Here is an 18101-nt window from a genome sequence, read left to right on the forward strand (position 1 = left end):
GATTGGCAATGGGCTCGCTGACCTTCGAAGGGCTGGGCAAGTCCTATGGCGAGGTCGAAGTCGTCAGGGATGTCTCCCTGACGATCGCGGAGGGCGAGTTCGTCTCGCTGCTCGGGCCCTCCGGCTGCGGCAAGACCACGATCCTGCGCATGGTCGCAGGGCTCGTGGAGCCAAGCCGCGGGCGCATCCTGATCGGCCGCGACGACGTCACCACCCTGCCCCCGAACAAACGGGGTCTCGGCCTCGTCTTCCAGTCCTATGCCCTATTCCCGCACATGACCGTGTTCGAGAACGTCGCCTTTGGCCTGCGCCGCCGCAAGGTCGCCGGCGCCGAGCTCGACAAACGCGTCAAGGAAGCGCTCGGCATGGTCCGGCTCGGCACCTTCGGCGAGCGCTATCCGCGGCAGCTCTCCGGCGGCCAGCAGCAGCGCGTCGCCATTGCGCGTGCGCTCGCGCCGCATCCGCGCGTGCTGCTCTTCGACGAACCGCTCTCCAATCTCGATGCGCAGTTGCGCGACGAGATGCAGATCGAATTGAAGCGCCTGCAGCGCAATCTCGGCATCACCACGCTCTTCGTCACCCATGACCAGGGCGAGGCGCTGTCGATGTCCGACCGCGTCGGTGTGATGGCCAAGGGCGTGATGCAGCAATTCGCTGCGCCTGAGGACATCTATCACCGCCCGGCGACCGGCTTCGTCGCGAGTTTCATCGGCAAGCCGAACCGGCTCACCGGCGCGGTCAAGGTCCGGGAAGGAGCGGGTGGACGGCTCGCCGTCGGCAGCGTCGCCATTCCGGCCGCGTGCATCGAGCAGCCGGCCGGCAGCAAGGTCGACATCGTGATCCGGCAGGAGGCCGTCGCGATCCGCAGCGGCCGACCTCAGGCCGGCGAGATCGCCGGCGAGGTCGTGCTGCGCTCCTTCAGCGGCGCCCGCGTGCAATATGTCGTGCGGCTGGCGGAAGGCGTCGAGATCGTCGCGGAAACCGCCTCGCACGGACCGGAGGCCGCTCTCGCCATCGGTGCGCCTGTCGGACTCGCCATCGACCCCGCCGCCGTCTTCGCAATGCCGCCGGAAGGCGCCAAGCCATGATGTCGCGGCGGCAGGGGCTGCTGCTGATCGCGCCGCTGCTCCTGGTGCTGGCGGGGTTCTTCCTCGTGCCGGTGCTGATGCTGCTGCCGACGAGCTTCGGCGTCTACGAGCCCGGCACCGGCCTGATCAAAGGCGCGTGGTCGCTCAAGAACTACAGCCAGATCGTCAGCGACGACTATTATCGCGAGGTGATCTGGCGCACGCTGGGCCTCGGCTTTTCCGTCACGCTGATCTGCCTGCTGCTCAGCTACCCGCTCGCCTATCTGATCGCGCGCGGGCCGGAGCACTGGCGGGTGCCGCTGATCCTGCTCGTCATTTTCCCGATGCTGCTCAACCTCGTGGTGCGCTCCTTCGGCTGGATCGCGCTGCTCGCCAATCGCGGCCTGATCAACAACCTGCTGATGCAGCTCGGTGTGATCGGTACGCCGGTGAAGCTGCTGTTCAACTTCGTCGGGCTCTTCATCGGGCTCACCCATATCTACCTGCCCTTCATGGTGCTGATGCTGGTCGCAGCGATCCGCAACGTGCCGCGCGACGTCGAATCCGCCGCCGCGACGCTCGGCTCCAGCCGCGCCCATGTCTTCATGGCGGTGACGCTGCCGCTCTCGGCGCCCGGCATTCTCGCCGGCTCGATCCTCGTCTTCGTGCTGACGATCAGCGCGCTGGTGACGCCGCGCATGCTGGGCGGGCCGACCTATCAGGTCATGGCGACGCTGATCTACGACGAATACATGCAGCTTCTCGACTGGCCGAGCGGCTCGGCGCTCTCCTTCGCGCTGACCTTAATGGCGGTGGCGATCATCTGGCTGTCGAGCCGATTGACCAAGCGCTGGGCGGGCATGGCATGAGCGACATGAGCGAAAACCGCCCCGGCTGGGGGCTGACGGCCACGGCCTTCACGGTCGTCGCTTTCCTGCAATTGCCGGTGATCGTCGTGGTGCTGGCGGCGTTCTCGACCACCTCCTACCTGACCATCCCGCCGCAGGGGCTGACGCTCGCCTGGTTCGGCAAGGTCCTGAGCGACCCGACCTATCTTTCCGCCATCCGCATGAGCCTGATCCTGGCCTGCGGCTCGACGCTGATCTCGCTGGTGCTCGGCGTCGCCGCAGCCTACGCCCTGTTCCGCAAGGTGCTGCCGGGTTCGGAGGCGGTGACCTCCTTCCTGATGGCGCCGCTGGTGATGCCGGCCGTGGTCGTCGGCGTCGCGCTGCTGCAGTTCTACAGCATGACGGGCTTGCGCGGCTCGCTCATTGGGCTGCTGCTTGCCCATGTCGTCATCACCGTGCCCTATGTCGTGCGCTCCGCGCTGGCGAGCCTGTCGGGACTCGATCTCGCCGTCGAGGAAGCGGCGCGCGTGCTCGGCGCCAGCGGCTTCGAAGCCTTCAGGCTGGTGACGCTGCCCTTGATCGCGCCGGGGCTGGTCGCCGGCGCCCTGTTTTCCTTCATCACCTCGCTCGACAACGTCCCGGTCACGATCTTCCTGATCAGCGCCAGCCAGACGACGCTGCCGGTGCTGATCTTCTCCTCGGTCGAGATGGGCATCGACCCCAGCGTCGCGGCGGTCTCGACGCTACTGATCCTCGCCACCGGCATCGTGCTCCTCCTCGCCGAGCGCCGCTTCGGCTTCCACCGCTTCGTGTGATGGCGATGGATCGGCGCCTCCGTCATCCTCTGCGACCCACCCGTCATGGTCGGGCTTGTCCCGACCATCCACGTCTTCCTGCGTCGAGAGCGGTGTTCAAGACGTGGATGCTCGCCACAAGGGCGAGCATGACGAACAGGTTCCCAGGACATCCCGTTCCATCTCCATCGGACATCGCCACATGCCGCTGACCTCCAAGGGTTTCCCGCTCTTCCTGACCTTCGACCTCGACGCCGAGACGATGTGGACCGGCCGCGATCCCGCCTATGCCAACCGCCCGATCCTGATGTCGCAGGGCGCCTATGGCTGGAAGGTCGGAACCGGCCGCGTGCTCGACCTGCTCGACCGCTACGGCGTCAAGGCGACCTTCTTCGTGCCGGGCCTGATCATCGACCAGCGCGAAGGGCTGATGGAGGAGATCCTGAAGCGCGGCCACGAAATCGCACATCACAGCTACAGCCACACCTGGATCCTGAACCTCTCGCCCGAGGAGGAGCGCGAGGAGATGGAGAAGGGCTTCCAGTCGATCAAGCGCGTCAGCGGCCGCGCGCCCCGCGGCTGGCGCTCGCCGGCCGCCGAGATCAGCCCGATCACCATGCCGATGCTGGTCGAATACGGCTTCGACTATTCCTCGAACTTCTTCGACGACGACTCGCCCTATCTCCACACGGTCGAAGATCAGGAGACTAGGCTCGTCGAGCTGCCGTTCCGCTGGGTGCTCGATGACGCGCCCTTCTTCCAGTACTCGATCGTGCTGCCCGGCCGCACCATGCAGGCGCCCTCGGCCCTGCTCGAAGCCTGGAAGAGCGAGTTCGACGTACTCTATGCCGAGGACCGGATGATGATGGTCGGCATGCACCCCGAGATGATCGGCCAGCCCTCGCGCATCAAGGTGCTGGAGGGGCTGATCGAGCATGCCCTGAAGCATCCGAATGTCTGGATCGGCCGCTGCGACGAGATGGTCGACGGCATGCGTCCCGGCCTGGAGAAGGCCCGCGCGGAGGCCAGACGGTGAGCGCCGCGCTGGCCGGCCGGCGCATCCTGATCACCGGTGCAGCCAAGGGCATCGGACTCGCCACAGTCGAGCGCTTCATCAAGGAGGGCGCGCGCGTTGCTGCGCTCGATCGCGATGTGGAAACGCTGGCGGCACTGGCCGGGCGTTTCGGAGCGAGCGCGTTCGTGCCCTTCAGGGCCGATGTCTCGGATCCGGCGTCCGTCGAGACGGCCGTATCCAGTGCCGCCACCGCGCTCGGCGGGCTCGACGGTGTCGTCAGCTCGGCCGGCATCGACCTGATCGCCGATATCGAGCGCATGGCGTTGGCCGATTGGAACCGCATCGTCGCGGTCAACTTGACCGGCCCGATGCTGGTGGCGCAGGCGGCCTATCCTTATCTCAAGGCGGCAGGCGGCGGCACGATCGTCAATGTCTCCTCCGGCGCCGGGCTCTCGCCGCTGAAGCACCGCACCGCCTATTGCGCCTCCAAGGCCGGCCTGCAGATGGCGGCGAAGGCACTCGCGCTGGAAGCGGCGGAATTCGGCATCCGCGTCAACACGGTCTGCCCTGGCGCGGTCGAAACGGAACTGTTCCGCACTAGCATCGACACCGCGCCCGACCCCGTCGCTGCCTATGAGGCCGTGCGCGCCCGCTACGCGCTCCAGCGCGTCGCCTCGCCGGATGAGATCGCCGCGGCGATCCTGTGGCTGACCAGCGCGGAATCCTCCTATGTCACCGGTACCGCCATCGCCGTCGATGGCGGCCGGACTTTTCACTAGCAACGGGCGGGAGCCGGCCATGACGAGCGCACGCTTCACGGCCAAGACCGTCGCCATCACCGGCGCGGCCCATGGCATCGGTGCGGCCACGGCCCGCCGCTTCCTCGCCGAGGGCGCAAGTGTCGCAGTGATCGATCGCGAGGCCGACGGTTTCGCGGAAAGCTTCGCCGGCCAGCCGGCCGACCGCCTCCTGACCGTGGCCGGCGACTGCACCGATGCGGCCGTGCTCGCCGATTTCCACGCCCGCACCGTCGCGGCCTTCGGGCCGGTGGACATCCTCTTCAACAATGTCGGCCAGAGCGGACGCGAACGCGCCGCGCAGTTCCACGAGTCGGACGAGGAGGTCTGGCGCTTCGTGCTGGAGGTTTCCTTGTTCACGGCGATGCGGATGAGCCGGCTCGTCGTGCCGGCAATGCGCGAGCGCGGCGGGCGAATCGTCAACATGTCGAGCGATGCAGCCCTCGTCGGCGACGCCGGCCTCACCGACTATGCCGCCGCCAAGATGGGCATCATCGGCTTCACCCGCTCACTGGCGCGCGAGCTCGCGCCGCATCGCGTCACCGTCAACGCAGTCGCGCCGGGCGCCATCCACACCCGCGCCCATGACCGGCTGACGCCGGCCGTGATCGAGCGCATCAAGGCGACGACCCCGGCCGGTTTCATCGCCGACCCGGAGGATGTCGCCGGCTGCGTCGCTTTCCTCGCCAGCGAGGACGCCCGCTACGTCACCGGCCAGACACTGCTGATCGACGGCGGCCGCTGGATGATCTGAGGACAGCCATGACCGCCATCGCCGATCTTTCCGCCGTCGCCCTCGCTGCCGCGATCCGCTCGAAAGCCGTCTCGCCGGTCGAGGCCGTCGAGGCCGCGCTCGCCCGTATCGAGGAAAAGGCCGAACTCAACGCCTTCATGGCGGTCTCGGCCGAGCGGGCGCGCGCCGAGGCGCAGGCCGCCGAAGCCAAGGTAATGCGCGGCGAGACGCTGGGCTCCCTCCACGGCATCCCGTTCTCGGCCAAGGACCTCACCAATACCGAAGGCGTCGCGACGACGCAGGGCGCGGCCCTGTTCGCGGACAACGTCCCGAAGGCCGATGCGGTCGCGGTCGCCCGCGCGCGGACTGCAGGCGCGATTCTGATCGGCAAGACCACGACGCCGGAATTCGGCCACAAGCCTTTCACCGAGGGCCCCTTCTTCGGCCGCACGCTCAATCCGATGAGCCACGCCCATACCTGCGGCGGCTCCTCGGGCGGCGCGGCGGTTGCTGTAGCAGCCGGCATGGGGCAGCTCGCGCTCGGCACGGATGGCGGCGGCTCGATCCGCATCCCTGCCGCGTGCTGCGGTGTCGTGGGCCTGAAGGCGACGCTGGGGGCGATCCCGAATCTCCAGGCCCCGGACCTCTTCGGAGCCAATTCCTTCGTCGGGCCGATGGCACGCGATATCGCGGACACCGCGTTAATGTTCGAGGCGCTTCTCGGTCCCGACCGGCGCGACCCTTACGGCCAGGTTCCGGCCTTCCCGGAACGCCGACTCGGTGCGGGCGAGAAACCGCGGGTCGGCTTCCTCCTGCGCTGCGGCAACATCCTCGATCCTGAGGTCGAGACGGCGGTCACCGCGGCCATGAAGCAGGCGGAAGGGCTCGGCTGGATCGTTGAGCCAATCGACCTCGATCTCGTTTCACTGGAGCCGCATTTCCTCGTCTTCCTGCGCTCCCTGCTGCTGGCCCGCCTCGGGGGTCATGCCGAGAAGACACCGGAGAAGCTCGATCCGACGCTGCTGGCCACGATCGATGCCGGCCGCGGCTACAGCGCAGCCGATCTCTGCCAGGCCCAGTTCGCACGGACGGATTGTTTCGCGAAAGTGCAGGACATCCTAGCGCGCTTCGACCTGATCGCCTCGCCGACCCTGTCGGCGCCGGCGCTGCCGGTCGGGCTCGATCCGCTGGGCCAGATCGATATCGCAGGCAAGCCGGCCGGGACGATCCGCGGCGCCTGGTATCCCTATACCTTCCCGTTCAACCTGACGGGCCATCCGGCATTGTCGCTGCCATGCGGTCGCAGCGAGGAAGGGCTACCGATCGGCCTTCAGCTCGTCGCGAGCTGGCATGCCGATCGATATCTTCTCGATGCTGCGGCGCAACTAGAAAGCGTCCTGGGCGCGCCGCCTCGTTAGGCGACCGGCTCCTGCCCCAAACCGAATGGCCGCGAGGCGCTCTTCCACGGCTCGCGAGCCCTGTCTCCCGCCTCAACCTGTGACGGACCGATCCTCGATCTGGGAAACGTGGTTGAGCGCGATGACCCATTTGCCGTCGCGCTTGCGCATCAGACGCGTGTTGACGCCGGTCTGATTGCCGGCGACGCGCACCAGCCTGTAGTCGCTGATGAGTTGGGCGGCATCCGGCGCCAGCGTCTCGATGCGGATATTCGTGAAGGCGAGTTCTCCTTGCGAGCCGGGCGAACCGCCATAGTCGGCAATGTAATGGTCAAGCGTCGCCTGCCAATCCTTCTGGATGCGCCCGCGCGAGACGAAGACCACATCGGGATTGGCGAACCCCGCCATGTAGCCATGGAAGTCCCCGCGATTCCAGGCGGCCTGCATGGTGGAGATCACTGTGCGGATGGCATCCGCATCCGTTGCATCGGACATTTCGAATCTGCCTTTCAGGGGGTCGTTACGGAGACGGTTTCGTCTTCCTGTCGCTGCCGTCGGGTCAGGACTTCCTGCGCGGCCGAGACGAGATGGCGGCGCAGCGCGCTTTCCGCGGCCTTGGCGTCCTGGTCCAGGATCGCGTCGACAATCTGCTGGTGCTCGCGGCAGGACTGTTTGATCCGCCCCTTGTCCTTGAGCTGAAACTTGCGGAACGGCGCCAGTTTCAGCCGCAGGGTCTGGGCGACGGCGATCAGGTCGCTGTTGTGGCTGCCCTGGAAAAGCAGGTTGTGGAACCGCGTGTTGAGCTCGTTGTAGCCGTCATTCTCGCCCTCTTCGGCGAGCACGTTCATCTGGCGGTGCAGGCTTTCGAGCTCACCGCGCTCGCTCATCGTCATCCGATGCGAGGCCAACCGGCCGCATGTCGCCTCAAGCTCGGCCATCGCCTCGAACATCTCGTCGATGCGCTCGGCGGAAATCTGCGTGACGACCACGCCCTTGAAGGGTTCGCGCTCAGCCCACCCCCGCCCGCACAGGATATGCAATGCTTCGCGGACAGGTGTGCGCGAGACGCCGAACTGGAGGGCGATGGATGCCTCGTCGAGCCGCGAGCCGGCTGGAAACACGCCGTTGATGACAGCCTCTTCCAGCTGTTCAGCGATGAAATCGCTACGACTTTTCCGCGTGGAAGCGGATATCTCCGACATCGATCGCCTCTCTGCTCGTATGTCAGCCATTCCAGAGACCACCGTCGCGATCGAGCCTGAAGATTACACAATCCTATTGCATTGTGGACAAAGAATATACAAAAAGGTGCCGCCGTGCACGTCCTGCAGCGCGGCTTTCTGAGGCCTGCCTAAACTCTCTCGCGCGATATCCGGCCTCTTCGGCGCCTTCTCGGGGGCGCAAACGGCTGGAGTTGAGGACCTGCCATGACATTCACGACGCGACCGGAACTCAGGGGCACATTCGGGGCGGTATCCTCGACGCACTGGCTCGCTTCGACCGTCGGCATGTCCATCCTGGAAAAAGGGCACACGGCCTTCGACGCCGCGGTCGCGACCGGCTTCGTGCTGCAGATCGTCGAGCCGCATCTCAACGGCCCCGCCGGCGAAGTGCCGATCATCGTCACGCCGGCCGGCGCCGACGCGCCGATCGTGATCTCCGGCCAGGGCCCCTCTCCCTCCAAGGCGACCGTCGCCTATTTCAAGGGCCTCGGCCTCGACATCATTCCGGGCACCGGCCTGCTGGCCGCCTGCATTCCCGGCGCCTTCGGCGCCTGGCTGACCCTGCTGCGCGACTACGGCACGGCCGAGCTCGAGGACGTGCTGGCACCGGCGATCTATTATGCCCGCACGGGCCATCCGCTGGTGCCGCGCATCGCCCGGACGATCGGGGAAATGCGGGAGCTTTTCGAAACCCACTGGCCGAGCTCGGCCGAGCTCTATCTGCCAGGCGGCGTCGCTCCCCAGTCCGGCAAGCTGTTCCGCAATCCGCAGATCGCGGCGCTCTACCAGCAGATCCTCGACCACGCGAAATCCGGCAAGAATCGGGAAGCGCGCATCAATGCGGCTCTCGATTTCTGGTATCGCGGGCCGGTCGCCGAGCGGATCGAGGAATTCTGCGCGTCCGAGGAGGTCTGGGACGTTTCGGGGCGCCGCCACAAGGGCCTGATCACGGCCCAGGACATGGCTGATTATCAGCCGCTGATCGAGAAGCCGGTCTCCGTGACCTATGGCGACTGCGAGGTCTTCAAATGCGGACCGTGGTCCCAGGGACCCGTCCTGCTGCAGATGCTGCAGATCCTCAAGGGCACCGATATCGCCGATCTCGATCCGATGAGCGCCGATTTCGTCCATCTCGTCGTCGAGACCGCCAAGCTCGCGATGGCCGACCGCGACTCCTGGTATGGCGACAGCTCCGACGTGCCGATGAAGGCGCTGCTGTCCTCCGGCTATGCCGATATCCGGCGGGCGCTGATCACCGGCTCGGCGTCGATGGACGTCCTTCCCGGCGCTCCTGACGGCCGCAATCCCAACCTCCCGCCGCTGCGCAAGGTCGGTACGATCGCGCAGCCGGGCCTTGGCGGCGGCGAGCCGACCGTCCGCGAGGCCAAGCTGCCGAACGACAGGCAGGGCGAGCCGGCCTTGACCCGCGAAGGCGCGCAGCGTGGCGACACCGTGCAGGTCAGCGCCGTCGACCGCTGGGGCAACATGGTCTCAGCGACGCCGTCCGGCGGCTGGTTCCAGTCCAGTCCCGTCATTCCGGGCCTCGGCTTCAGCCTGACGACCCGCGCGCAGATGTTCTGGCTGGAAGAGGGGCTGAATTCCACCCTGGCGCCGTCGAAGCGGCCGCGCACGACGCTGACGCCCTCGATGGTCTATCGCGACGGCAAGCCCTACATGGCCTTCGGCACGCCCGGCGGCGACCAGCAGGATCAGTGGCAGCTGATCATGCTGCTGCGCCACCTCCACAAGGGCATGAACCTCCAGGAAGCGATCGATGCCCCGTCCTTCCACACGGACCATCTGGCAAGCTCCTTCTGGCCGCGCGAAATCAGCCATGGTGCCGTCACGCTCGAATCCCGCTTCCCGGAAGCGGTTCGCGAAGACCTGACGGCGCGGGGACACAAGATCACGGTCGGAGACGCCTGGTCCGAAGGGCGCCTCTCGGCGGTCGCGCGCGAGATGGACGGCGACGTGCAACTGATCAAGGCCGGCGCCAACCCGCGCGGCATCCAGGGTTATGCGGTCGCCCGCTGACCGCGCCGGGCACACCAACACAGAAGAGGGGACTATCGATGAAACCAGCTTTTCTTGCTCTCGCCGCAGCCCTGGCGCTCGGTAACCTCGCGACGGCGGCTCCCGCCAGCGCTCAGTCCGTCCTCAAGATCGGCCTGCAGGACGATCCGGATACGCTCGATCCGGTGTCCAACTGGAGCTTCGTCGGCCGTCACGTCCTGCAGTCGCTCTGCGACAAGATCGTCGACATCGACACGAGCGGCAAAATCATCCCGATGCTGGCGGAAAGCTGGGAATGGAGCCCGGACAGCACGGTGCTGACCCTGAAGCTGCGCAAGGACGCGGTCTTCCATGACGGGACGCCGGTGGACGCCGCGGCGATCAAGTACAATCTGGAGCGTGCGCTCACCTCCGGCATCTCGCGCCGCAAGGCCGAGATCAGCGCGATCAAGACCGTCGAAGCCGTCGACGCGACCACCGTCAAGATCAGCCTCAAGGAGCCTTCGGTTCCGCTGCTCGCCGCGCTCAGCGATCGCGCCGGCATGATCATCAGCCCGGCGGCGGGCGCCAAGCTCGGCGACAAGTTCACCGATGCGCCGGTCTGCTCGGGTCCCTACAAGTTCCTGGAGCGCGTCATCCAGGACCGCATCGTCCTCGAGAAATTCCCGCAATACTACGATGCGGCGAAATATCATTTCGATCGCCTGATCTATCGCGGCATGCCGGATTCCAACGTCCGCCTGCTCAACCTGCGCTCCCGCCAGCTCGACCTGATCGAGCGCCTCTCGGCGACGGATGTCGAAGCGGTCAAGAAGGACAAGGCGCTCGCCGTCGATCCTGTGATCGGCCTCGGCTATTACGGCATCACCTTCAGCATCGGCGGCGACGGCGCCAATCTCGACGCCGGCAAGAAGGCCGCGATCCGTGAAGCCTTCAGCCTCGCGATCGATCGCCAGGCGATCAGCAACGTCGTCTTCGACGGCCAGGCCAGCACCGGCAACCAGCCGTTCCCGCCGTCCAGCCCCTTCTACGACAAGAAGTTCCCGGTTCCGGCCCGTGATCTGGCCGCCGCGAAGAAGAAGATGGCCGAGGCCGGCGTGAAGTCGGTCGACCTCGAACTGCTCGTCCCCACCGACGCCGAGCGCCAGCAGGTCGCCCAGCTCATCCAGGCGATGGTGCAGGAGATCGGCATCAAGGTCTCGATCAAGCCGACCGAGCTGATGACGCTGCTCGACATCGCCCGGCAGGGCAAGTTCCAGGCCCATCTCGTCGGCTGGAGCGGCCGCGTCGACCCCGACCTCAACGTCACGCCGATGCTCTCCTGCGGCGCCGCGACGAACGACGCCAAGTACTGCAACGAGCAGCTCGACACGATACTGGCGAAGGCCCGCTCGCTCGGTGATGTCGAGGCGCGCAAGGCCGAGTACGCCAAGGCCATCGCGATCCTGCAGAAGGATCTGCCGATCGTCTATCTCTACCACTCGCAGTGGATCTTCGCGCACAGCTCGGCGCTCACCGGCTTCAAGCCGGCGCCGGACGGCATCATCCGCCTGACCAATGTCAGCCGCAAGAACTGACCCGGCACCGGGGCCGCGATGAACACGCCATCCCCGATCCATTCAGGCCCCGGACGCATTCGCGCCCGGGGCCGCCATGACCGCCTCCGACATCGCCTCATCCATGAAATGCCTCTGCCAATGCTCGCAAGGTTGCGCCCCGCTCCCGAAGCCGGAGCCGTTCGCCTGAACATGACGGGCCGCTGAACTATGACGACACTGATCGCCCGCCGCCTCGCGCAGCTCGTTCCGACAGTCCTGCTGCTGTCGATCATCATCTTTTCGTTGCAGCATCTCCTGCCCGGCGATCCGGCGCTGGTGCTCGCCGGCGAGAATCCGGACGAGGCGACGCTCGCCGCCATCCGCGCCCAGTACCATCTCGATCAGCCGCTGATCGTCCAGTACCTCTACTGGCTGAAGGGCGTCGCGACCGGCGATCTCGGCGAATCCATGCGCCATAACCGTCCGGTTCTCGACCTGATCCTGCTCAAGCTGCCGGTGACGCTGCAACTGGCGGTCATGGGCATCTGCATCGCGCTCGTGGTCGGCATCTCGGCCGGCGTGATCTCGGCCCTGCGCCATAACAGCACGATCGACTATGCGACCAACATCGCGTCGCTCGCCGGCATTTCGGTTCCCAACTTCTGGCTCGGCATCATGCTGATCCTGTTCTTCTCGGTCTATCTCGGCTGGCTGCCGGCTTCCGGCTTCGTCAGCCCGTCGGAGGACCTGAAGATGAACCTCGCCACCACGATCATGCCCGCCTTCGTGCTCGGCACCGGGATCGCGGGCGTGATCATGCGCCATACCCGCGGCGCGATGCTGCAGGCGCTCAGCAGCGACTATGTCCGCACCGCGCGCGCCAAGGGGTTGAACGAACGGACCGTGGTGCTCAAGCACGCGATGCGCAACGCGCTGACGCCGATCATCACGCTGGGCGCGCTGGAGTTCGGCGCGCTTCTGTCCGGCGCGGTGCTGACCGAGCAGATCTTCACGATCCCGGGCTTCGGCAAGCTGATCGTCGATGCGGTCTTCACCCGAGACTATCCGGTGGTGCAGGGTGTCGTGCTCGTGACCTCGCTCTTCTACATCATCCTCAATCTGCTGGCCGACATCGGATACATCCTCGTCAACCCGAGACTGAGAAGCTGACGCCTGTGTTGACGATGACGAAAACCACCCCCTCGGCCAATCCCCTGGCGAACCTCTTCCGTGACCCGCTCTGGCAGCGTCTGGCGAAGCGCAAGAGCGCGCTGGTCGGGCTGGCGGTCGTGCTGCTCATGGTGTTCGTGGCCGTGTTCGCGCCGCTGCTGGCGCCCTACGACCCGACCGCGCAGAGCTGGACGGCCGTGCGCAAGGCTCCCTCCGCAGCGCATTGGTTCGGAACCGACGAAGCCGGCCGCGACATCCTGTCCCGCATCATCTGGGGCGCGCGAGCTTCCCTGATGGCCGGCCTCACCTCGGTCGGCATCGCCATGGCGATCGGCGTGCCGCTCGGGCTCGCCGCGGGCTTTCTCGGCGGCTTCGTCGACGGCCTCATCAGCCGCTTCACCGATGCGATGCTGGCTTGCCCGTTCCTCATCCTCGCGATCGCGCTCGCCGCCTTCCTGGGCCCGAGCCTGACGAATGCGATGCTGGCGATCGGCATCACCGCCACGCCGTTCTTCATCCGCCTGACGCGTGGCCAGGTGCTGTCGATCAAGGGCGAGGATTATGTCGAGGCCGCACGCGCCATGGGCAATCCGCGCTGGCGCGTCGCGGCGCGGCATATCCTGCCGAACATCCTGCCTCAGCTCATGGTCCAGGCGACGCTGACCATCGCGATGGCGATCATCGCGGAAGCCAGCATGTCCTTCCTCGGCCTCGGCCTTCAGCCGCCAGCGCCGTCCTGGGGTTCGATGCTGAACTCGGCGCAGCGCTTCCTCAGCAACGCGCCCTGGATGGCGCTCTGGCCGGGCATCGCCATCTTCGCGACGGTCCTGTCGTTCAATCTGCTTGGCGACGGCCTCAGAGACGCCCTCGATCCACGGGCGCGCTGAACGGCCGCCCTCCCTTGCCAGACCAGCGATCCGGCAGAGGCCGAGACAAGACCGTGCGAAAGCGCCGCGGTCATCTGGCTCCGAGGGATCGGCGCACCTAACAATGGGCTCGGGCCGGCTCAATATGGACGGCCGTTTGTCGGGAGAACATGACGATGCTGGACTGGACGGGTTATCGGACGGAGCTGAAGCTGCGCGTCGGCGATTTCGGCAAGGCTGCGCCCGATGCGCTCAAGGGCTATGCCGCGCTCAGTGCCGGCGCGGCGAAGACGCAGCATCTCGACGCCCGCACGCGGGAGCTGATCTCGCTCGCGGTGGCCGTGACCACCCGCTGCGATGGCTGCATCACCAGCCATGTCGAAGCCGCCATCAGGGCCGGGGTGACCAAGGAGGAAATCTCCGAGGCGCTCGGCGTTGCCATCGCGATGAATGCGGGCGCGGCTCTCGTCTATTCGGCACGCACGCTCGACTGCTTCGAACAGACCGCAGCGCGCAATTCCGCAGCAGCGGAGTAAGCTGGGCCGGGCCTATGGCCGCCCGCCATCCTGCCCCGCGCGGGATGGCGCATCGAGGCGCATGGCCCAGGCGGAAACCGCCTCGGCCATCGTCGCGAGATGATCGGCGGCTGAAAAGCCGGATACCCGCTTCCGGGGCTTCAGGTCGTGGTCGCCATCTTCCAGCCAGAGGATATCGATCGCCGGTGAAAGCCGATAGGTCGAGACTTCATCCCGGGTGCCGAACTCATCCCGCGTTCCCTGCACGATGAGCGTCGGGGTCTTCAGATCGACCAGATGCCCGGTCCGCAATTGCTCGGGCTTGCCGGGCGGGTGGAAGGGGTAGCCGAGGCAAAGCAGGCCGTCGATCCGGCCGTTTTCGAACAGCTCGTCAGCGACCATGCTGGCGACGCGGCCACCCATCGACTTGCCGCCGATGATGAGCGTTCCCGCGGCACCCAGCGCGTCGATGGCCGCGAGGTATTGCGGGTTCAGCTTCTCGGCGCGCGGAGGCGGCGTGCGGCCGGTCCCGCTGCGGCGCGCCGCCATGTAATCGAACTCGAAGCGGGCGACACGGAAGCCGGCCCCGGCCAACGCCCTTGCGGACGCCGTCATCGATGGCGAATCCATCGGGGCCCCGGCGCCATGGGCGAGGAGAATGGTCACATCGGCCTTGTCGGGGCCGTCGAACAGAAACATCGCGCTGCCCTGCCTCGAACCGCTTATGTCCCGCAGAACGTCGCCAGCACGCGCTCATGCACGGCTGGCGGACGCTCGTAATCTTCTCGGCCCGGCTGCGCCTCGAAAGGCTTCGCCAGGACGCCGACGAGAGCTTCAAAGGGCGCGAAATCGCCCTGTTCGACGGCGGCCTCGATCACCGCTTCGACCTGATGGTTTCGCGGGATGTACAGCGGATTGATGCGCAACATCGCATCCCGACGGGCCTCCGCGGATGCGGGCTCCCGCTGCAGGCGCTGACGCCAGAGACCCTCCCATGCGTCGAAGGCCGCCGGGTCCTTGAAGAGGTTGCGGCAGGATTCGGCGCGGTCCTGCCCGGCCTCCTCGCTCAGCCGCCGGAAGACCAGCGTGAAATCGGCTTCGCCGGCCTGCATCGCATCGAGCAGGCCCTTGATGAGCGCGACATCCGCCTCTTCCTCCGTGGCGAGGCCGAGCTTCCGGCGGAAACCCGCGATCAGATGTGCCTGGAATTGCGGATCGAACCGGTCGAGCGCTCCTTGCGCGATCGGCACGGCCTTGTCGATATCGTCGGCCAGCAGCGGCAGCAGCGTCTCGGCAAAGCGGGTGAGGTTCCAGCGCGCGATCGGCGGCTGGTTCGCATAGGCGTAGCGGCCATGCTCGTCGATCGAGCTGAAAACGGTCGTCGGGTGATAGGCGTCCATGAAGGCGCAGGGACCGTAATCGATGGTCTCACCGGCGATCGACATGTTGTCCGTGTTCATCACGCCGTGGATGAAGCCGATCGTCATCCATTGCGCGATCAGCGATGCCTGCGCGGCGACCACCGCCTCCAGCAAGGCGAGGTAGCGCCCCTCCCCTGTGCAGGCAGGATAATGGCGCGCAATGACGTGGTCTGCGAGGAGGCGCAAGGCCTCGACATCGCCGCGTGCGGCGAAATACTGGAAGGTGCCGATGCGGATATGGCTGGAGGCGACGCGGGTCAGGACGGCGCCGGGCAGCAGGGTTTCGCGCAGGACGGGTTCGCCGGTCAGGACAGCGGCGAGCGCGCGCGTCGTCGGAATGCCGAGCACCGCCATCGCCTCGCTGACGATGTATTCGCGCAGGACCGGCCCGAGCGCGGCGCGACCGTCCCCCCGGCGCGAGAACGGGGTCGGCCCCGCACCCTTGAGCTGAAGATCATGGCGCTTGCCGTCGCGGTCGACCACCTCGCCGAGCAGGATGGCGCGGCCGTCGCCGAGCTGGGGGCTGAAGCCGCCGAATTGATGACCGGCATAGGCGGTGGCGATCGAAGCGGCCCCGGCCGGCATACCGTTGCCGGACAGCATCGCCACGCCCTCCGGCCCCTTCAGCCAGTCGGGGTCGAGTCCGAGCTGCGCTGCAAGCGGAGCGTTCAACCGGATCAGCCGCGGCGCCGCGACCGGCGTCGGGGCGACCGCCGCGTAGAAGCGCTCCGGCAGGCGCGCATAGGAATTGTCGAAGGCGATCGGGTTCATCGCTCGAAGATAGGCGCGGAACGCGGCCGCGCAACACGCAGGCTCAGGCAGCCGCCCATGCGATCAGACCGCATGGGCGTGCCACCGCCAGCCGGACGACCCGCCCGGCTTCCCGTCAGCCGGACGACTTGTCCCAGTCCGCCGGCGGGAAGCTCGGGCTGCCATAGGGGTAGTAGTCCGTCAGGGTCAGGTTCTCGTAAGTCAGCGCGTCGAGATGGACCGTGCCCATGAAGGGCTCGGGCGGCTCGACCAGCAGGATCGTCGGCGTGAAGCCGCTATCGTCGAAGCCCCGGCGGAAATGGACCCGCGACTTGATCGCGATCACGTCGAACTCGTCCGGTGCAAGCCCGAGCTGCCAGAGTTCCGAAGGTTCGATGATCTGGACGAGATAGGGGCTGAGCACCAGCAGGTTGCCCTTGCCGAATTCGACGCAGATCCAGTCCTTGCCGTTGCCGCGCGCGGTCGTCGCCGGCCCGATGGAGCGCAGCTTGCCGGTGATGCGGATGGGCGCCCCGGCCGATTCATCGAAGAGACCGCCGATCTCGGCATCGAAGGTATCGCCCGGCTTCGCCCCGGACGCGATCACGGAACGCACCACATCCGGCGAGGCGACGGTCGCGACCAGCGTGCGTTCGAGCTTCTGCGCGACGATCTCCTGGAGCAGCCAGGTCGCATAGCCGGAACGATCGCTGTAATCGGCGAGGAGGACGGGCCCCTTGCCTTCCGCCACCGCGGCGCGGGCCTCGGCGACCGCCTCCTTCGTCTTGTAGATCTTGACGGTGTCGAGCAGCGCCTGGCGCCGGCGCCAGGTCCATTCCGCCATGTCGCGAAGGACGCGCTCGGCCAGAGCCGGATCGTTGTTGGTCAGCACCTGCAGCGACATGCCGGCATCGGGAACGTCCGACCAGGGGAAGCCGAAGAACACGTTGACGAAGACATCCGGCTCGCGCGCCTCCCAGATCAGCGCACGCTGGATCAGATCGGACCAGGGCGAGGCGCCGGTCCACATCACCACGGTCGGCGCGATGATCGGGATGCGCAGGGTGCGATGCACCGGCTTGAAGCTGCCGCGGATTGCCCGGACCAGCATGCGCGCGGCGCGCTCGCCCTGCAGATGCATGTCGTAATGCGGGAAATACTTCACGCAGAACGCCATGTCGGCCTGCGCGAGGAACTCCTCATCCTCGTTGCCGTGCGGATCGAAGGTCGCGGTGATGAAGGCCTTCTTGCCCACGGCCTCGCGCACGCGCCGGGCGATGTCGGCCTCCGGCCGCGGCACGCCGCGCACCGCGAGTGCCCCGTGCAGCGCGAGATAGACGCCGTCGAGATCGGGCTGCGCCTTCAGCTCTTCGATCATGATGCCCATGAAATGCTCATAGGCATCCTCGGTCACCCAGCCCGAGCCGGTTCCGGTGCGCGGCCAGAGCGGCGAGGTGATGCCGATGAGCTCGACATCCTCGAATTCACGCGCCACCTGGACGAAGCCGCCCATATAGCCCTTGGGATCGGTGGCAAGAAGCGCTTCGCCGGAAGCCGGAGAGCCGGGGTAGATGAAATCCTCCCTCGTCGTGTCATTGGGGAGGAAAGTGACCGTCTCGTGGGAGAACTGAAGAACGGCGATACGAAGCTTGGAATGTGTCACGGCGGCCTTACGTCGTAGGATTGAGCGAAACGGAGGGGAATGCCGCACAGGCAGCGCCGCTGCGATCCCAATCCGTCGATCCTAGAATGGCGAAAATAACAGGGGCAAGCGCCTTGGCCCTGCCCTGAACGCAGGGCCGCCCCTCGCTGGAGCCGATGCTTCCCCGGAGGCGTGAGCTCAACGCATAGGTGGGCTGAGCCATCCGGGCGTTGAGATCGCGCCGAGGCGACCCATATCCCGGATGCGGTCGACGGCCCCTCCGCTTTCTCCTCCCCGCGGAGCCTTGCCGTC

The 18101-nt window shown here is 66.7% G+C and carries 17 protein-coding genes; 12 read left to right on the plus strand and 5 right to left on the minus strand.

Translation table 11 applies throughout. The annotated features are described in order from the left end of the window. Window positions 1-8: 8 nt before the first annotated feature. The 7 genes from AC6RIC_RS22745 to AC6RIC_RS22775 all read left to right on the plus strand — a co-directional run bounded on the left by AC6RIC_RS22745 (window position 9) and on the right by AC6RIC_RS22775 (window position 6672). Entirely contained in the window at window positions 9-1088 is a 1080-nt protein-coding gene (locus AC6RIC_RS22745; protein WP_499734013.1) for an ABC transporter ATP-binding protein, read from the plus strand. Beyond that, complete coding sequence (locus tag AC6RIC_RS22750) at window positions 1085-1936, plus strand: ABC transporter permease (RefSeq protein ID WP_499734014.1); 852 nt, start codon at window positions 1085-1087, stop codon at window positions 1934-1936. The genes AC6RIC_RS22745 and AC6RIC_RS22750 overlap by 4 nt, the downstream gene beginning before the upstream one ends. A 5-nt stretch (window positions 1937-1941) precedes the next feature. Further along, the gene (locus tag AC6RIC_RS22755; protein WP_499734015.1) at window positions 1942-2730 is read left to right on the plus strand and encodes an ABC transporter permease; all 789 of its coding nucleotides are present in this window, start codon (window positions 1942-1944) and stop codon (window positions 2728-2730) included. Window positions 2731-2911: 181 nt separating this feature from the next. Then, window positions 2912-3745: a polysaccharide deacetylase family protein gene (locus AC6RIC_RS22760; RefSeq protein ID WP_499734016.1), complete on the plus strand. Its 834-nt coding sequence runs from the start codon at window positions 2912-2914 to the stop codon at window positions 3743-3745. After that, window positions 3742-4503, plus strand: coding sequence for an SDR family NAD(P)-dependent oxidoreductase (locus AC6RIC_RS22765; RefSeq protein ID WP_499734017.1), 762 nt, complete (start codon window positions 3742-3744; stop codon window positions 4501-4503). Before AC6RIC_RS22760 ends, AC6RIC_RS22765 begins: the two co-directional genes overlap by 4 nt. A 19-nt stretch (window positions 4504-4522) precedes the next feature. After that, complete coding sequence (locus tag AC6RIC_RS22770) at window positions 4523-5275, plus strand: SDR family NAD(P)-dependent oxidoreductase (protein WP_499734018.1); 753 nt, start codon at window positions 4523-4525, stop codon at window positions 5273-5275. Window positions 5276-5283: 8 nt separating this feature from the next. Further along, window positions 5284-6672, plus strand: a complete 1389-nt coding sequence (locus tag AC6RIC_RS22775; RefSeq protein WP_499734019.1) for an amidase — start codon at window positions 5284-5286, stop codon at window positions 6670-6672. Between the two features lie 72 nt (window positions 6673-6744). On the opposite strand, the gene AC6RIC_RS22780 is transcribed toward AC6RIC_RS22775, so the two are convergent. Together AC6RIC_RS22780 and AC6RIC_RS22785 are read right to left on the minus strand one after the other, a co-directional pair. After that, on the minus strand, window positions 6745-7146 hold the full coding sequence (locus AC6RIC_RS22780) for a YybH family protein (RefSeq protein ID WP_499734020.1): 402 nt from the start codon (window positions 7144-7146) through the stop codon (window positions 6745-6747). A gap of 14 nt (window positions 7147-7160) precedes the next feature. After that, window positions 7161-7895 carry a GntR family transcriptional regulator gene (locus tag AC6RIC_RS22785; protein WP_499734021.1) on the minus strand — a complete coding sequence of 245 codons (735 nt, stop codon included), beginning with the start codon at window positions 7893-7895 and terminating at the stop codon, window positions 7161-7163. Between the two features lie 183 nt (window positions 7896-8078). Here AC6RIC_RS22785 and AC6RIC_RS22790 point away from each other — a divergent pair, with 183 nt between their 5' ends. The 5 genes from AC6RIC_RS22790 (at window position 8079) to AC6RIC_RS22810 (ending at window position 13997) form a co-directional block, all read left to right on the plus strand. Then, the gene (locus tag AC6RIC_RS22790) at window positions 8079-9908 is read left to right on the plus strand and encodes a gamma-glutamyltransferase family protein (protein ID WP_499734022.1); all 1830 of its coding nucleotides are present in this window, start codon (window positions 8079-8081) and stop codon (window positions 9906-9908) included. Window positions 9909-9946: 38 nt separating this feature from the next. Then, window positions 9947-11464, plus strand: a complete 1518-nt coding sequence (locus AC6RIC_RS22795; protein ID WP_499734023.1) for an ABC transporter substrate-binding protein — start codon at window positions 9947-9949, stop codon at window positions 11462-11464. Window positions 11465-11653: 189 nt separating this feature from the next. Beyond that, a complete protein-coding gene (locus AC6RIC_RS22800) occupies window positions 11654-12595 on the plus strand; it encodes an ABC transporter permease (RefSeq protein ID WP_454658277.1) in 942 nt (313 codons plus the stop codon). 14 nt (window positions 12596-12609) lie between these two features. Beyond that, entirely contained in the window at window positions 12610-13482 is an 873-nt protein-coding gene (locus AC6RIC_RS22805) for an ABC transporter permease (protein ID WP_499734024.1), read from the plus strand. 155 nt (window positions 13483-13637) lie between these two features. Continuing rightward, window positions 13638-13997, plus strand: coding sequence for a carboxymuconolactone decarboxylase family protein (locus AC6RIC_RS22810; RefSeq protein ID WP_454659050.1), 360 nt, complete (start codon window positions 13638-13640; stop codon window positions 13995-13997). Between the two features lie 12 nt (window positions 13998-14009). On the opposite strand, the gene AC6RIC_RS22815 is transcribed toward AC6RIC_RS22810, so the two are convergent. From AC6RIC_RS22815 to AC6RIC_RS22825, 3 genes are all read right to left on the minus strand, one after another. Continuing rightward, a complete protein-coding gene (locus AC6RIC_RS22815) occupies window positions 14010-14675 on the minus strand; it encodes an alpha/beta hydrolase family protein (protein WP_499734025.1) in 666 nt (221 codons plus the stop codon). A gap of 23 nt (window positions 14676-14698) precedes the next feature. Continuing rightward, window positions 14699-16168, minus strand: coding sequence for a protein adenylyltransferase SelO (locus tag AC6RIC_RS22820; RefSeq protein ID WP_499734026.1), 1470 nt, complete (start codon window positions 16166-16168; stop codon window positions 14699-14701). Window positions 16169-16283: 115 nt separating this feature from the next. Further along, window positions 16284-17810 (minus strand): M81 family metallopeptidase, encoded by a 1527-nt coding sequence (locus tag AC6RIC_RS22825; protein WP_499734027.1) that lies wholly within the window; start codon window positions 17808-17810, stop codon window positions 16284-16286. Window positions 17811-18101 lie beyond the last annotated feature (291 nt).

The organism is Allobosea sp. TBD101, from assembly GCF_059817965.1.